Raw genomic sequence first — 15,995 nt, 5'->3', positions numbered from 1 at the left:
CGGCGAATGGGACGGACGATTTCCCGGTGCAACGGCATCCAGCATCGCCTGGCGCCGCGTACCGCCATGGAACGGATGAGAATGGTTTGACGATGATGTTCACGCTGCCCCAAATTTTGCAGGCCACCGGCGGCCGCCATGTCGGCGGGCCGTCCGCCGGCACCTTCGCCGGCGTCGGCATCGATTCCCGCACCATCGATGCGGCCCGACTTTTTGTGGCCATTCGCGGCGAGCGCCACGATGGCCATGATTTTGTTCCGGCGGTGGTGGCCCGGGGGATCAAAGGGGTTGTGGTGGACGAAGTGGGAGCGGCCCGGATCGATGCCGCCGCCCTGCAAGATGCGGGGGTGGCCTGCGTGGTGGTGGCCGACACTTTGCGTGCGCTGGGTGCCCTGGCCCATCACCTGCGCCTGCGCAGCGCGATCCCGGTGGTGGCCATCACCGGTTCCAACGGCAAGACCACCACCCGCCGAATGACCGCCCTGGTGCTCTCGCAACAGTTCAACACCCTGGCCACCCAAGGCAACTTCAACAACGAGATCGGCCTGCCGCTGACCCTGTTCAACCTCACCGCGGCGCACCAGGCGGCGGTCCTGGAACTGGGCATGAACCATCCCGGCGAAATCGACCGCCTGGGCGCCATTTGCCGGCCCACCGTCGGCATCATTACCACCGTGGGTCCTTGCCATTTGGAATTTTTGGGCGACCTGGAGGGGGTGGCGCGAGCCAAAGGGGAGCTGATCGGCCGCATCGCTCCGGAAGGCACCGCGGTGCTCAACGGCGACGATCCCAATGTGGCGGCACTGGCGTGGGATTGTGATCGGCGGGTGCTCTTTTTCGGCACCGCGGCGGAGTGTCAGGTCAGGGCCGAGAACATCGTCGCCGCAGAGATGGGGATGGCCTTCGATCTGGCACTGCCCGATGAACGGGTGCATGTCCGCTTGGCCACCCCGGGCCGCTTCATGGTGAGCAACGCCCTGGCCGCGGCCGCCGCGGGGTACCTGCTGGGGGTCCCGGCAAACCGCATCAAGGCCGGTTTGGAGCAGTTCGCGCCGGAAAAGGGCCGTTTGCAGGTGCGGACCACCGCGGGCCATGTGCACCTCATCGACGACACCTACAACGCCAATCCGGCCTCCATGCAGGCGGCCATCGAGACCTTGAGCACCTTGCGGCAGGGACGGCCCGGGATCATCGTGGTGGGGGACATGCTGGAGCTGGGCGCGCAGGCGGAGCGGTTTCATTTTGATCTGGGCCGACAGGCCGCCGCTTCCGGCGTTTTTCGCCTTTACGCCCATGGCCCGCAGGCGGCGGCGGTGCGCCGGGGGGCGCTGGCGGCCGGAATGGCGGCCGACGCCGTCATGATCGGCACCAAGGAGGCCATTACGGAAGACCTTTTACAGCATTTGGCGCCCGAGCAGTGGGTGCTGGTCAAGGGGTCCCGCGGCATGGTCATGGAGACGGTGGCGGCGGCCATCGACCGGTGGACAACCTCTCAAGCGGAACGGAACGACTGATGCTGTATCATCTCCTCTATCCGCTGCACACCGCCTTCTCGGCCTTCAATGTGTTCCGGTACATCACCTTTCGGACCATTTACGCGGTCTTGACCGCTTTTTTAATCTGCTTTGTGCTCGGCCCCTGGGTGATCCGACGATTGCAGCGGATGCAGGTAGGGCAGTACATCCGCGAAGACGGACCCCAAAGCCATCACCAAAAGGCAGGCACTCCCACCATGGGCGGCAGCTTGATCATTTTTGCGGTGGCCCTCTCCACCCTGCTGTGGGCCGATCTGACCAACGCCTATATCTGGATCGTTCTGTCGGCCCTGCTGGGATTCGGCACCATCGGTTTTGTGGACGACTACCTGATGCAGGTCAAGAAACGGAGCAAAGGGCTCAGCGCGCGCGGCAAGCTGGTGCTGCAGACGGTGCTGGCCCTGCTGATCGGTTGGTGGGTGGTGTGCCAGCAGGGGTTCAACACCCAGGTGACCATGCCCTTTTTCAAGGATATCTCGCCCGATCTGGGATGGTGGTACATTCCCTTCGCCGCTTTCGTGATCGTGGGCGCCTCCAACGCGGTCAATCTGACCGACGGCCTGGACGGGCTGGCCATCGGGCCGGTGATCATCGCGGCCGGGACCTATATGATTTTCGCCTATGTGGCGGGCCACATCCGCATGGCCGACTATCTGCAGATTCACTATGTGGTCGGCAGCGGCGAGCTGACCATCTTCTGTGGCGCATTGGTGGGCGCCGGGCTGGGGTTTCTGTGGTTCAACGCCTACCCGGCCCAGGTGTTCATGGGGGATGTGGGCTCTCTTTCCATGGGGGCCGCTCTGGGCACGCTGGCGGTGGTCACCAAACAGGAGATCGTGCTGGCTTTGGTGGGCGGCCTGTTCGTCATCGAGGCGCTGTCGGTGATTTTTCAGGTGGGTTTTTTCAAAATGACCAAAGGCCGGCGCATCTTTCGCATGGCGCCCCTGCACCACCACTTTGAACTCAAGGGCTGGCCGGAGCCCAAGGTGATCGTTCGCTTCTGGATCATCGCCATCGCCCTGGCCTTGCTGAGCATGAGCACACTCAAACTGCGGTGACCGCTATGGAACTCAATGGACGCAATGTGTTGGTGGTGGGGTTGGCCCGTTCCGGTCTGGCCGTGGCCCGTTTCTTGACGGAGCGCGGCGCACGGGTGACGGTGACCGACCAGGCCTCCGAGCACATTTTGCAGTCTTTCCTGGAAGATGCCCGCCGGTTGGGGGTGCGTCTGGAATTGGGCGGTCACCGGGAGGAGACCTTCGCGGCAGCCGAGTTGATCGTCATCAGCCCCGGCGTGCCGCACACCATCGGGCCGCTGGTGCGTGCCCGGCAGCGGGGTGCGGCGGTAATGGGTGAAGTGGAACTGGCGGCACGTTTCATCTATGCCCCCATCGTGGCGGTCAGCGGCACCAACGGTAAAACCACCACCACCGAGTTGCTGGGGCGCATGTTGGCATCCTCGGGGCGGCGGGTGTTCGTGGGCGGCAACATCGGCAACCCCCTGATCGAAATCGCGGGCCGGGACGCCGAACTGGACGCGGTAGTGGCGGAGATCAGCAGTTTTCAGTTGGATACCATCGAGCGGTTTCGCCCCCATGTGGCCGTATTGCTCAATATTTCACCGGATCATCTGGATCGCTACCCATCGGTGGCGGCTTACGCCGACAGCAAGGGGCGTCTTTTCAGCAACCAGCAGGCCGACGATTTTGCCGTCTGCAACGGCGCCGATCCCCTGGTGATGGCCCAAAGCGAAGGCATCCGCAGCCGACGTCTCGATTTTTACAGCCGTCCGCCCGCCGACGGCGGGCCGGCACCCGGTGCGATCATCACGCCGCGGCAGATCGTGCTGACCGTTCCCGGGCTGGTCGACGGCCGCATCGACCTGGGCCGCACCACCCTGATCGGACCCCATAACCGGGAAAACATCGCCGCCGCCGCCCTGGCCGCCCTGGCCTGCGGCGGCTCCCTGGAGGGGGTCCAGCGGGCTTTGGACGCCTTTCAATCCCTGGCCCATCGCCTGGAGCCTGTGGGTACGGTGGATGGGGTCGAATTTTTCAATGATTCCAAGGCCACCAATGTGGACGCGGTGATTCGGGCCCTGGAATGCTTCGAACGACCGGTGGTGTTGATCATGGGCGGGCGCAACAAAGGATACGATTTTGCACCCTTGCACGCAGCAGTGCAGCGGCGGGTCAAGCGATTGATCGTCATGGGCGAGGCGCGCGAACAGATCCTGGCCGCTTTGGGTCAGGCCCCCGCAGATGGTTCCGAGACCGCTGCCGACATGGACCAGGCCGTGCGTCGCGCCCGCGCCGTCGCCCGGCCGGGGGAAGCGGTGTTGCTGTCGCCGGCCTGCTCCAGTTTCGATATGTTCGCCAACTATGCCGAGCGGGGTGAAGCGTTCCGCCGTGCGGTGGGAGGGTTGGCATGAGCCGGGAGAATGGCGCAACCGAAACCGGCGGGTTTGTATACGATGTGCCCTTGTTGTTTGCGGTCCTCTCCCTGGTGGGTTTGGGCATCGTGATGGTGTACAGCGCCAGCTCGGCGGTCGCCCTGGAGAAGTTCGGCAGCAGCGCTTTTTTTCTCAAGCGGCAGGTGTTTTTTGCCCTGATCGGGATCGTGGTGCTGGTCTGTTACAGCCACATTCCCTATCGTTGGTATCGCCCCTTGACCTATCCGCTGCTGATTGTCGCCCTGGTGCTGCTCGTGGCGGTGCATATCGGCGGCTTGGGGGTGGCGGCCGGCGGTGCCCAGCGGTGGTTGCGGTTCGGGCCGCTCACCTTTCAACCGGCGGAGGTGGCCCGGCTGGTGTTGATCATCTATATGGCCTACTCCCTGAGCAAGAAACAGGAGGCCTTGGGCCGATTCAGCGTCGGATTGGTGCCGCATTTGCTGATCCTGGCCGTTTTCGCCGTTCTGTTGATGATGCAGCCCGACTTCGGTTCGGTGATGATTTTCGCGGCACTGACCTGGTTGCTGATGTTCGTGGGCGGGGTGCCGCTGCGGCACCTGTTGGGTGCTCTGCTGCTGGCGGCCCCGGTGGTGTATCTGCTGATGGTCAATGCCGCCTATCGGTTGCGGCGCCTGATCAGCTTTCTCGATCCCTGGCAACACCCCGCCGACGAAGGCTACCAGATGATCCACTCCCTGATGGCCTTCGGGTCCGGGGGATTGTGGGGCGCGGGGATCGGCAAAGGCTATCAGAAACTGTTCTACCTGCCCGAACCGCACACCGATTTCATCTTCGCCGTGATCGGCGAGGAGCTGGGGTTCTGGGGGGTGCTGCTGATCATAGGCCTGTTTGGCTTGATTCTGTGGCGCGGGTTGCGCATCGCCGGGGGATGCTCGGACATTTTCGGCATGCTTCTGGCCACGGGCATCATTTTCGCCCTGGCGCTGCAGGTGTCGATCAACATGGGGGTTTGCCTGGGGCTGCTGCCGACCAAAGGATTGACCCTGCCCTTTATCAGTTACGGGGGAACCTCCCTGCTGTTGAACATGGCGGCGGTGGGGGTTCTGATGAACATCGGAACAGCGCATGAGCGACGCACCTAAACCATACCGCGCCACGCGGGGTCGACGACTGATCGTGGCCGGCGGCGGCACCGGGGGCCATCTGTTTCCGGGTATCGCCGTGGCGCAGCTGTTCTTGACGCGCCACCCGCGCAACCGGGTGCTGTTCATCAACGCCGGTCGGCCGTTGGAGGTCAATGTGCTGGCGCGGCTGGGGTGGCCCCATGCCACCATTCCCGTCGAAGGCCTCAAGGGCAGGGGGCTGTGGCGCCAGCTCAACGCCCTGGCCAAAATTCCTGGTGCACTGCGGCAGTCCCGCGCGTTGATCCAGGATTTCGAACCCGACGGGGTGCTGGGTGTGGGTGGCTATTCGGCCGGCCCGGTGGTCTTGGCCGCTTGGATGCTGGGCGTGCCCACCGCCCTGCACGAACAGAATCGATTGCCGGGATTGACCAATCGGTTGCTGCGGCGGGTGGTCGATCGCATCTATCTCACCTTTGCCGACGATACGCACCGTTTCGATCCGCGCAAGGCGCTGGTCACAGGCAATCCGGTGCGCGATGAGATTCTGGCCCTGGGGGCGAAACCCAAACCGTCTGCCGATCCGGCCACCTTTCACCTGCTGATATTGGGCGGCAGTCAGGGTGCCCGGGCGATCAACGAGGCCATGGTGGCCGCGCTGCCGCGCCTGGCCGACTGTCCCAGGCTGCAGGTGGTGCACCAGACCGGCCTGGAGGACGAGCCGACAGTGGCGCGGGCTTATGCCCGGGCCGGCATTGCCGCGACGGTGCAGGCCTTTTTCAATGACATGGCCGAACAGTACCATCGGGCCCATCTGATCGTCTGCCGTGCCGGCGCCACCACCGTGGCCGAGATCACCGCCGTGGGGCGCGCGGCGCTGTTCATTCCATTTCCCCATGCCGCCGATGACCACCAGACAGGCAACGCTCGGGCCCTGGTGGAGGCCGGCGCGGCGGAGATGGTGGCCCAAAGGGACCTGAACGGCGATCTTCTGGCCGAGCGCATCCTGGATTTTATCAACCAGCGGCAGCGATTGGCGGAGATGGCCGCGCGGGCCCTGACCCTGGGGCGGCCCGAGGCGGCCCTGAACATCGTCAACGATTTGTATCAACTGATGGAACGTTCTCGAGCGGACGCGCCGGAAACCCCTTGAAGCCGCGGGCAGAGGCGGCCGACAACGAACGAAAGCACCGGATATGTATCGCAAACAGTACCACATTCATTTCGTAGGCATCGGCGGCATCGGCATGAGCGGCATCGCCGAGCTGCTGCTGAACCTGGGCTACAAGGTGTCGGGTTCGGACCTGCGGCTTTCCGACATCACCGCTCACCTGCAGACACTGGGTGGCACCGTTCATGAGGGGCACGACGGCAGTCGGATCGCCGGTGCCGACGTGGTGGTGGTCTCCTCGGCCATCGATCATGCCAATCCGGAGGTGCAGGCGGCCTTGAAAGCCTCCGTGCCGGTGATTCCGCGGGCCGAAATGTTGGCCGAGCTGATGCGTCTCAAGTACAGCATCGCCATTGCCGGCGCCCACGGCAAGACCTCCACCACCTCCCTGGTGGCGTCGGTGCTGGCGGCCGGCGAATTGGATCCCACTGTGGTGATCGGCGGCAAACTCAAGGGGATCGGGGCCAATGCCGTTCTGGGCAAAGGGGATTACATCGTCGCCGAAGCCGACGAAAGCGACGGCTCTTTTTTAAAGTTTTCCCCGGCCATCGCCGTGGTGACCAATATCGATCGTGAACACCTGGACTTCTACGCCGACCTGGAAGCCATCAAGAAGGTGTTCCTCGATTTCATTGACCGCATTCCCTTTTATGGCCTGGCGGTGCTGTGCATGGACAACGAGGCGGTGCAGGATTTGCTGCCCCGGGTGCGCAAGCGTTTCGTCACCTACGGCATGAATCCCCAGGCCGATTTGCAGGCCCGCGACGTGGTCTGCCAGGGGTTGCAAAGCCGTTTCACCGTGGTGCACGGCGCCGCAACATTGGGGCAGGTGGCCCTCAACCTGCCCGGGATGCACAATGTGTACAACGCCTTGGCCGCCATCGCCGTGGGGCTGGAACTGGGAATCGCCTTCGATCGAATCCAATCGGCCCTGGGCGCGGTGCAGGGTGTGCAGCGGCGCCTGGAGATCAAGGGGGAGACCGACGGGGTGACCGTCGTGGACGATTACGGCCACCACCCCACCGAAATCAAGACCACCCTGGCGGCCATGGAGACCGCATGGCCCGGGCGGCGCAAGGTGGTGGTGTTTCAGCCCCATCGCTACAGCCGCACCCGGGCACTGTTCGATGAGTTCGCCCGCAGCTTCTATCGATCGGACATTCTCTTGCTGCTGCCCATCTATGCGGCCAGTGAACAACCCATCGAAGGGGTGCACAGCGGGCTGTTGTGCGAATCGATTCAGGCCCACGGCCATAAGAACGTCACCTGCGTGGAGACCATGGAACAGGCCCTGGCCGTTTTGGCCGAGCGGGTGGCGAGCGGGGATGTGGTGCTGACATTGGGTGCCGGCGATGTGTACCGGCTGGGAGAAATGTTCCTGGCCCGCAAGGGCTGATGCGCGCGGGGCCTTGGTATGGGCCTGCCGGAGGTGAAGGTGATGCAGCAAAAAACAAGTGCCGGCCGCACACGACGCAACCGCTTCAAGAAGGATGAAGCCCGGCAACGGGCGCGCTGGCGGGGGCGTGTGTGGATCGGCTGCAAACTGGTGGCCCTGGCCACCGTTTTGCTGGGCATCAGCACCTTGTTCATGCTGGGATATGCGGCCGTCACCCAGGCCGACTTCTTCCGGACCGAGGCCATCGAGGTGCTGGGCAACCAGCGGTTGTCGACCCGCACCGTTCTGGAACAGGCCGACATCCGGCGCGGTGAAAACCTGCTGGGGCTCAATTTGCGCGTGGTGCGCCAACGCTTGCTGGCCCATCCCTGGATCGCGACCGCCCGCGTGACCCGTGAAATACCGGACACGCTGGTCATTCGCGTGGGCGAACATGAGCCCCTGGCCCGCATCGACCTGGGACGTCATTTCCTGGTCAATCGGTCCGGCCGCATTTTCAAAGAGGTCGAGGAGAACGACCCGGCCGATTTGCCGCTGGTGACGGGCCTGGCGTTCAAGGATATCAGTTTGGGAGATGATGCTCTCAGTGGCGCCATGCGGACGGTGCTGTCGGTGTTGCGATTCAGTGAACAGAACCGAGGCGGTCTGCACTACGCAGACCTTGTAAAGGTGCACATGGACGAGGCCATGGGCGTGGTGCTGACTCTGGCGGACGATCAGCCGACCGTTCGCTTGGGGTTCGACGCCTTCGACATCAAGTTGGAACGGTTCAAGCGGATTACCGACCATTTGGCACAGGATACACAACAGCGCCGTTGTGTGGCCGTCGATCTCAACAATCCGGATCGTGTCGTGGTGCGATGGGATTCCGCCATTCAGAGCAGCAGCTAAGGAGGCATATGGGGCAACCGCAGGAAAACCTCGTAGTGGGGCTGGATATCGGGACCACCAAAATTTGTTGTGTCGTGGGTGAGGTCAGCGGACCCGAAGTCAACGTCATCGGTATCGGCACCCATCCTTCGGTAGGGTTGCGTAAAGGGGTGGTGGTCAACATCGATGCCACGGTGGAGTCGATCAAAAAGGCGGTGGAAGAAGCCGAGTTGATGGCCGGCTGCGAAATTTCTTCCGTGTACACCGGTATCGCGGGAGGCCACATCACCGGCTTCAACAGTCGGGGCATCGTCGGCATCAAGGGTCCGGAAATCACCCAGGCCGATGTGGACCGGGTGATCGAAGCGGCTCGGGCGGTGGCCATTCCCATGGATCGGGAAGTGATTCATGTGCTGCCCCAGGAGTACATCGTCGATGAGCAGGCCGGCATCCAAAACCCCGTGGGCATGTCCGGGGTGCGGCTGGAAGCCAAGATCCACATCGTCACCGGTGCGGTGACCTCGGCCCACAACATCGTCAAGTGCGTCAACCGGGCCGGATTGGATGTGTGCGACATCGTGTTGGAGTCTCTGGCCTCGGGCGAGGCGGTGTTGACCAGTGAAGAGAAGCAGTTGGGCACCGCCTTGATCGATTTGGGTGGCGGCACTTCCGACCTGGCCATCTTCGCCGGACAGAACATCAAGCACACCTTCGTGCTTTCCCTGGGCGGCGACAACCTGACCAACGACATCGCCATCGGTTTGCGGGCGCCGGTGGCCGAGGCGGAGAAGATTAAAAAGAAATACGGCACTTGTGTGTCGGCCGGCATCGGCCCCGACGAAACCATCGAAGTGCCGGGAATGGCCGGTCGGCAAGCCCGCCAATTGCCGCGGCAGATTCTGGGAGAGATCCTGGAGCCGCGTATGGAAGAAATTTTTCAATTGATCCGGCGGGAAATATTTCGTTCCGCAATGGAGAACATGATGTCTTCCGGGATCGTGGTGACCGGCGGCACGGCCATGCTCGATGGCGTCACCGATGTCGCCGAGGCGGTTTTCGGTCTGCCGGCCCGTTTGGGCAAACCCCGCGGCATCACCGGTTTGACGGATGTCGTCAACAACCCGATGTACGCTACCGGTGTCGGGCTGGTGATGTATGGGGCGCGCAAGACACCGGTGAAAAAGTTTCGTATTCGCGACCGCAACATTTTCAACAGCATCATGCAGCGCATGAAGAAATGGTTCAAGGAAGTCATATGAGAAGAAATTGAAAGACCATCGGCACCATGGGGCGCAATCGGAACACAAAACAGGCAAACGACAGGGAGAACCTTAGACATAAAAGGGGGAGCGTATGTTCAGCTACATTGAACCGGAAAAATCGGCCAAGATCAAGGTGATCGGCGTGGGCGGCGCCGGCGGCAACGCCATCAACAACATGATCGCCTGCAACCTGCACGGCGTGAAATTCATCGCTGCCAACACCGACTTGCAGGCCTTGGAAGTATCCAGGGCGGAAGTCAAAATCCAGCTGGGTGAAAAGCTCACCGAGGGACTGGGGGCCGGCGCCAACCCCCAGATCGGGCGCGATGCCGCCATCGAAAGCGGCGAGGTGATCAAGGCGGCCCTGGCCGACAGCCACATGGTGTTCATCACCGCCGGCTTCGGCGGCGGTACCGGCACCGGTGCCGCGCCGGTGATCGCCGGTTTGTGCAAGGAACTGGGCATTCTCACGGTGGCTGTGGTGACGCGCCCCTTCTCCTTCGAAGGCAAAAAACGCAGCCGGCAGGCCGACGAAGGCCTCAGCGAACTCAAGAAGATGGCCGACACCGTCATCACCATTCCCAACGACCGGCTGCGCGGTTTGGCGTCCAAGAACGCGCGCATGGTGGACATGTTCAAGAAAGCCGACGAGATCCTGCTCCATTCGGTCAAGGGGATAACCGATCTGATCATCCGCCCGGGCCTGGTCAACCTGGACTTCGCCGATGTAAAAACCACCATGGCCAAGGCCGGCATGGCCATCATGGGCATCGGTGTCTCCAGCGGCGAAAACCGCGCGGTGGAGGCGGCGGAGCGGGCCATCTCCCATCCGTTGCTGGAAGACATCAATATCTCCGGGGCCAAGGGTGTGCTGATGAACATCACCAGCAGCAGCGACATCACCATGGAGGAGATGACCGAGGCTTCCGACCGGATCTACAACGAGGTGGGTGAAGATGCGGAGATCATCTGGGGCGCCGTGATCGACGACGACATGGGCGACGAGATGCGCGTGACGGTGATCGCCACTGGTATCGGCGGCGAAAAGGAGAAAAAGGCGCCGGCGCCGAGCCACGACCCTACTTTCGGCGGTAAGGTGCGGGACATCACCCCGGCCGACCTTGCCGCCGGCGACGACCTGGACGAGCCGACCTACGTGCGGCTGCGCCGCCATCAGCGGGCGGTGAACGACGAAACGGCGCCCTCCTTCGGCGGCTACAAAGGCGCGCCCATCGACAGCAACGACCTGGATGTGCCCACGTTTCTGCGGCGCAAGGCGGACTGAGGGCAAAAATGCCGGCCGTCCATCAACGCGGGTGGGAGCGATCAGGCGCTTCGCGTGAACCATCCCACCCGGACGAAATGGGACGGATGGACGGCGGCCGTTGCCACAATCGCCCAACGGGATTACCTTAGGCCATCTGTTCGGCCGGAACATCGGCCCCGCCGTCCGGCCGGCGTACGCTTCAATGGAGTGGTTGATGGCCTCGTCAGTGGACAAACAACGGAAAGCATGGCTCGATGCGGAGATCGGCACGTTGCGCAAGCCGTGGCGCAATCGGGTGCGGGTGGCACTGGTCTACCCCAACCGCTACCCTGTGGCCATGGCCAGCCTCGGATTCCAGAGCGTCTATCGGCAGCTCAACGCCTTGGATCATGTGGTATGCGAACGGGCCTTTCTGCCTGAGCGCGAAGCGGCCGCAACGGCGCCGGTTTCCCTGGAGTCGGGGCGGCCGTTGGCCATGTTCGATTGCCTGGCCTTCTCCATCGCCTACGAGCATGACCATGTCCATGTATTGCAGTTGTTGCACCAAGCAGGACTCCCCCTGCCCGCCGCCCGGCGTGGCGCCTCCCTCCCCCTTGTCGTGGCAGGGGGAGTCTCCTGCTTTCTCAACCCCGAACCCCTCGCGCCGTTCATCGACTGTTTCCTGATTGGTGAAGCCGAGGGGCTCCTGGCCCCGTTTTTCGCCCGTTTCGATCCCCGGCAGGAGCGGGAACCGTTGCTGCTGCGCGCGGTCCGCGAGCTGCCCGGCGTTTACGTGCCGTCCTTTTACACCGATCATTACCATGCCGACGGCACCCTGGCGGCCCTGACGCCGAACCGGTCCGTACCGGAAAAGGTGCGGCGGGTCCATGCCGCCGATATCGGGGCCTTTGCCACCCGGAGCACGGTGATCACCCGGCAAGCCGGTTTTGCCGATGCCCACCTGGTCGAAGTGAGCCGGGGGTGCGCCCACGGTTGCCGCTTCTGTGCCGCCGGTTACGTCTATCGCCCGCCGCGTTTCCGGTCTGCGGACGGGCTGCTGGCCGCCATGGCGCAGGGGATCGCCCAGACCGCCAAGATCGGCTTGTTAGGGGCGGCCGTCTCCGATCTGCCCGACCTGCCCGTGCTGTGCGACTGGGCCGCACGCCACGATCTGCAATTGAGTTTCAGCTCTCTGCGGGCCGATGCCCTGGACGGCAAGCTGGTGGCGGCGCTGCGTGCCGGGCGGCTCAAAACCGCCACCATCGCCCCCGAGGCCGGGTCCCAACGATTGCGCCAAGTGATCAACAAAGGACTGGACGAAACAACCATTTTGCAGGCGGTCGACACATTGGTGGCCGGCGGCATTCCCAATCTCAAACTCTATTTCATGGTCGGGTTGCCCACGGAAACCGATGACGATGTGGCGGCGCTGGTGACGCTGGTCCAACGCATCAAAAGCCGCTTCTTGGATGCCAGCCGGCCGCGCGGCCGCATGGGCGGCATCACCGTCAGTATCAACTGCTTCGTACCCAAGCCCTTCACCCCGTTTCAATGGGTGGGCATGGCACCGGCGGCGCTGCTCAAACAGCGCATTAAAACCATCCAGGCGGGACTCAAGGCCGTGGCCAACGTCCAGGTGCAGGCCGACCCGCCGCGCCAGGCCTTTGTGCAGGCGCTCTTGGCCCGCGGTGATCGCAGGGTGGGGCGCCTTTTGGAAGCGGTGCGGCACAACGGCGGCAATTGGCCCCGGGCGTTCAAGGACGCCGATCCAGCGCCGGGATTTTATGTGACCCGGCCGCGGGAGCGGGACGAGGTGCTGCCCTGGGACGTGATCGATCATGGACTGGACAAGGATTTTCTGTGGCGGGAGTACCGGCGTGCCTTGCAAGCCAAAGCCACACCGCCATGCCCCGCCGATCCCCAACAGTGCCGATTGTGCGGCGTGTGTGGCGGGGGACAGGACAGACAAGTGGCTGGATGAAGACAGGGAAACGGTTCAATGGACATTGTTCACGCCTCCCGTTCGCGGCGACCGGCCGCGCAGGGTGAGGACGGGATGCAAATCGATGAATGGGGGCGGTATGCATATCGGATTTATCGGCGCCGGCAAGGTGGCCACGGCCTATGGGCGTTACTTGCGCGGTTGCGGTTTGATTATCAGTGGTTACTTCGATCGTCACGGCGATAAACTGGCCCATGCCTGTAGCGGCACCCACAGCCGCGCCTGCCGGGACGCGGCCGAGGTGGCGGGCATCAGCGATATGGTGTTGATCACCACCCGGGACGATCAGATTGAGGGGGTTTGCACGGCCCTTTGTCGTGAAGGGGCCGTTACCGCCAATCATCTGGTGGGCCACATGAGTGGCGCCCACGCATCCGCCATCCTGGCGACGGCCGAGGCGGCCGGGGCGGCGGTGTTCAGCCTGCATCCCCTGCAGGCGTTCGCCGAAGAAGAAAAGGCGTTGGCCGATTTGCCCCACACATGGTTCAGTCTCGAAGGGGTCGACCCGCGGCTCAAGGCGGTGGAAAAGGTGTTGGAGAAGACCGGCAACCGTCATTTCCGAATCCTACCGGAACACAAGGGCCTCTATCATTTGGCCGCCTGCGTGGTGTCCAACTATCTGGTCACCCTCATGGACTACGGCATGCACGCCTTGGAACACAGCGGCATTCGCTCCCGGGAAGGATTTCAGGCCATGATGCCCTTGATCCAGGGCACCCTGGCCAATATCGCCCGGGTCGGTCCGGACAAGGCGCTGACCGGCCCCATCGCCAGGGGCGACGTCTCCACCATCCGGCACCACCTGGACGCCCTTTCGCCGCCCGAACTGGCTGAATTGAAGGCCTTTTACGCTTATATGGGCCAAAAGACCCTGGATCTGGCGCGCCGGGACGTGCTAAAAGTGGATACCAAAGCCGAAGCACTGCAAGAAGTGCTGAAAAAGGCTTGATCGGCGGGGAAGGCGCATTCCATGTTCGGCGAATGTGCTGTTCCGGCCGGACCGATACCCGAAGCCCATTTCCATCAAAGTGTGGACCGAAAGGAGAGCAAACCATGGCAGCGGAAAAATTTACCGTGCAGTCGTTCCGGGCCGCCAAGGCCGCCCAACGGCCCATCAGCATGTTGACCGCCTACGACTACACCACGGCGTGTCTGTTGGACGAGGCCGGTGTGGACAGCGTCCTGATCGGCGATTCCCTGGGCATGGTGATGCTGGGCTATGAAAACACCTTGCGCGTCACCATGGACGAGATGATCCACCACACCCGCGCGGTGGCGCGCGGCAGCCGCAATGCGTTGTTGATCGGTGACATGCCCTTTCTCTCCTATCACATCAGCGTGGAAGAGGCGGTGCGCAATGCCGGCCGTTTCATCCAGGAGGGGGGCGCCGAGGCCGTCAAACTGGAAGGGGGCGCCGCGGTGGTGGACAAGGTGCGGGCCATCGTCAAAGCCCAGATCCCGGTGCTGGGCCATTTGGGTCTGACACCCCAATCGCTGAATGTTTTCGGCGGTTTCAAGGTGCAAGGCAAGGACGTCGAAGCCGCCCGCCGGTTGCTCGATGATGCTCTGCTGCTGCAGGATGCGGGGGCTTTCGGCATCGTGCTGGAGTGTGTGCCGGACGCATTGGCCGGTTTGCTCCGCCGTCGCCTGGAGATTCCCACCATCGGCATCGGCGCCGGAGCGGACTGCGACGGCCAGGTGCTGGTGGTCCAGGATATGCTCGGTCTGTTTCGCCGCATGCGGCCCAAGTTCGTCAAGGCCTATGCCGAGCTGGGCGATGCGGCCGTGAGCGCCGTTCAGGAGTATATCCGGGAGATGGCCGAGGGACGGTTCCCGGCGGAAGAACACACCTTCCACATGGATCCGAAATTGCTGGAACAGCTGTGACGCCGACCACCGGCGTAAGACCGCAACTTCGCACAAAGACAAGCGGCAGATGATCGTCTCCATGGCGGAAAATCGCACCATGGGCGATCGACCGAAGCATTACATGCAACACCAAGACAAACAGGCGGATTCATGCAAGTGGTGCAGACCATAGCGCAATTGCGGGCCATTCTGCAGCCCTGCCGGTCCGAAGGCCGCAGCGTGGGGTTCGTGCCCACCATGGGCTACCTGCACGACGGCCACATGGCCCTTGTGCAGCGGGCACGCCGGGAAAACGACGTGGTGGTGGTCAGTATTTTCGTCAACCCCACCCAATTTGGGCCCAATGAAGATTTGGCGGCCTATCCCCGTGACCTGGAGCGGGATTTGGCGTTGCTGGACAAAGGCGGCACCGACCAGGTCTTTTGCCCTTCCGTTGAGGAACTCTATCCACCGGGCTACATGACCTATGTCCACATCGAAGGTGCCGTCACCGAGACCTTGTGCGGCCGGTCCCGTCCCGGCCATTTTCGGGGCGTGGCCACCATCGTCAGCAAGCTGTTTCACCTGGTGATGCCCCACAGGGCCTATTTCGGGCAGAAGGATGCTCAGCAGGTGGCGGTGATCCAGCAGATGGTGCGGGATCTGGATTTCGACCTGGAGGTGGTGCCCTGTGCCACGGTGCGGGAGGCCGACGGGTTGGCGCTCAGTTCCCGCAACACCTACCTGACGACGGCGCAGCGGGCCCAGGCGCCCCTGATTCACCAGGCGCTGCAGGACGCCCGCAGCACCATCGCCGCCGGTGAACGAAGGGCCGTCAAGGTGGTAGAGCGAATCAAGGACCGCCTGGCGGCCATCGATGACAGCACCATCGATTATGTATCCGTTGTCGATGCCCGCACATTGGCCGATCTGGAGACCGTCACCGGAGAGGCGTTGATTGCCTTGGCCATCCGGGTCGGGCGCACCCGCCTGATCGACAATATCCGCGTCCAGGTCTGAGAGAGAAGTACTTCTTGCGGTCGTGACCCCGATTGCCGCCTCGAACGGCTTATGGTCTGTGTGGCGGTTTATTTTTCCGGACTACGGAGAAGGGAAGGGAGATGATCGGAC

The 15,995-nt window shown here is 63.0% G+C and carries 13 protein-coding genes; all 13 read left to right on the top strand.

What is annotated here, in order from left to right; genetic code table 11:
* Positions 1-92: 92 nt before the first annotated feature.
* The 13 genes from MRX98_RS18720 to panC all read left to right on the top strand — a co-directional run bounded on the left by MRX98_RS18720 (position 93) and on the right by panC (position 15,884).
* Positions 93-1,514 carry a UDP-N-acetylmuramoyl-tripeptide--D-alanyl-D-alanine ligase gene (locus tag MRX98_RS18720; RefSeq protein WP_246913707.1) on the top strand — a complete coding sequence of 474 codons (1,422 nt, stop codon included), beginning with the start codon at positions 93-95 and terminating at the stop codon, positions 1,512-1,514.
* On the top strand, positions 1,514-2,593 hold the full coding sequence (gene mraY, locus MRX98_RS18715; RefSeq protein WP_246913672.1) for a phospho-N-acetylmuramoyl-pentapeptide-transferase: 1,080 nt from the start codon (positions 1,514-1,516) through the stop codon (positions 2,591-2,593). The genes MRX98_RS18720 and mraY overlap by 1 nt, the downstream gene beginning before the upstream one ends.
* A 5-nt stretch (positions 2,594-2,598) precedes the next feature.
* Positions 2,599-3,966 carry a UDP-N-acetylmuramoyl-L-alanine--D-glutamate ligase gene (murD, locus tag MRX98_RS18710; protein WP_246913670.1) on the top strand — a complete coding sequence of 456 codons (1,368 nt, stop codon included), beginning with the start codon at positions 2,599-2,601 and terminating at the stop codon, positions 3,964-3,966.
* Positions 3,963-5,090: a putative lipid II flippase FtsW gene (gene ftsW, locus MRX98_RS18705; protein WP_246913668.1), complete on the top strand. Its 1,128-nt coding sequence runs from the start codon at positions 3,963-3,965 to the stop codon at positions 5,088-5,090. Before murD ends, ftsW begins: the two co-directional genes overlap by 4 nt.
* On the top strand, positions 5,074-6,222 hold the full coding sequence (gene murG, locus MRX98_RS18700) for an undecaprenyldiphospho-muramoylpentapeptide beta-N-acetylglucosaminyltransferase (protein ID WP_246913666.1): 1,149 nt from the start codon (positions 5,074-5,076) through the stop codon (positions 6,220-6,222). Before ftsW ends, murG begins: the two co-directional genes overlap by 17 nt.
* Before the next feature lie 43 nt (positions 6,223-6,265).
* On the top strand, positions 6,266-7,636 hold the full coding sequence (gene murC / locus MRX98_RS18695; RefSeq protein ID WP_246913664.1) for a UDP-N-acetylmuramate--L-alanine ligase: 1,371 nt from the start codon (positions 6,266-6,268) through the stop codon (positions 7,634-7,636).
* Positions 7,637-7,678: 42 nt separating this feature from the next.
* Positions 7,679-8,527, top strand: a complete 849-nt coding sequence (locus MRX98_RS18690; RefSeq protein WP_246913662.1) for a cell division protein FtsQ/DivIB — start codon at positions 7,679-7,681, stop codon at positions 8,525-8,527.
* A gap of 8 nt (positions 8,528-8,535) precedes the next feature.
* Positions 8,536-9,765 carry a cell division protein FtsA gene (gene ftsA / locus MRX98_RS18685; RefSeq protein ID WP_246913654.1) on the top strand — a complete coding sequence of 410 codons (1,230 nt, stop codon included), beginning with the start codon at positions 8,536-8,538 and terminating at the stop codon, positions 9,763-9,765.
* Between the two features lie 94 nt (positions 9,766-9,859).
* Complete coding sequence (gene ftsZ / locus MRX98_RS18680; protein ID WP_246913653.1) at positions 9,860-11,053, top strand: cell division protein FtsZ; 1,194 nt, start codon at positions 9,860-9,862, stop codon at positions 11,051-11,053.
* Positions 11,054-11,249: 196 nt separating this feature from the next.
* A complete protein-coding gene (locus tag MRX98_RS18675) occupies positions 11,250-12,995 on the top strand; it encodes a radical SAM protein (RefSeq protein ID WP_246913651.1) in 1,746 nt (581 codons plus the stop codon).
* A gap of 100 nt (positions 12,996-13,095) precedes the next feature.
* Positions 13,096-13,965: a Rossmann-like and DUF2520 domain-containing protein gene (locus tag MRX98_RS18670; protein ID WP_246913649.1), complete on the top strand. Its 870-nt coding sequence runs from the start codon at positions 13,096-13,098 to the stop codon at positions 13,963-13,965.
* Between the two features lie 104 nt (positions 13,966-14,069).
* Entirely contained in the window at positions 14,070-14,903 is an 834-nt protein-coding gene (gene panB, locus MRX98_RS18665) for a 3-methyl-2-oxobutanoate hydroxymethyltransferase (RefSeq protein ID WP_246913640.1), read from the top strand.
* A gap of 132 nt (positions 14,904-15,035) precedes the next feature.
* The gene (panC, locus tag MRX98_RS18660; RefSeq protein ID WP_246913638.1) at positions 15,036-15,884 is read left to right on the top strand and encodes a pantoate--beta-alanine ligase; all 849 of its coding nucleotides are present in this window, start codon (positions 15,036-15,038) and stop codon (positions 15,882-15,884) included.
* Positions 15,885-15,995 lie beyond the last annotated feature (111 nt).

Origin of the sequence: Desulfatitalea alkaliphila (assembly GCF_022968795.1) — a bacterium.
Lineage (GTDB): Bacteria > Desulfobacterota > Desulfobacteria > Desulfobacterales > Desulfosarcinaceae > Desulfatitalea > Desulfatitalea alkaliphila.
The sequence above is the reverse complement of the archived record's forward strand: the minus strand, read 5'-3'. Positions and strand labels throughout refer to the sequence as shown.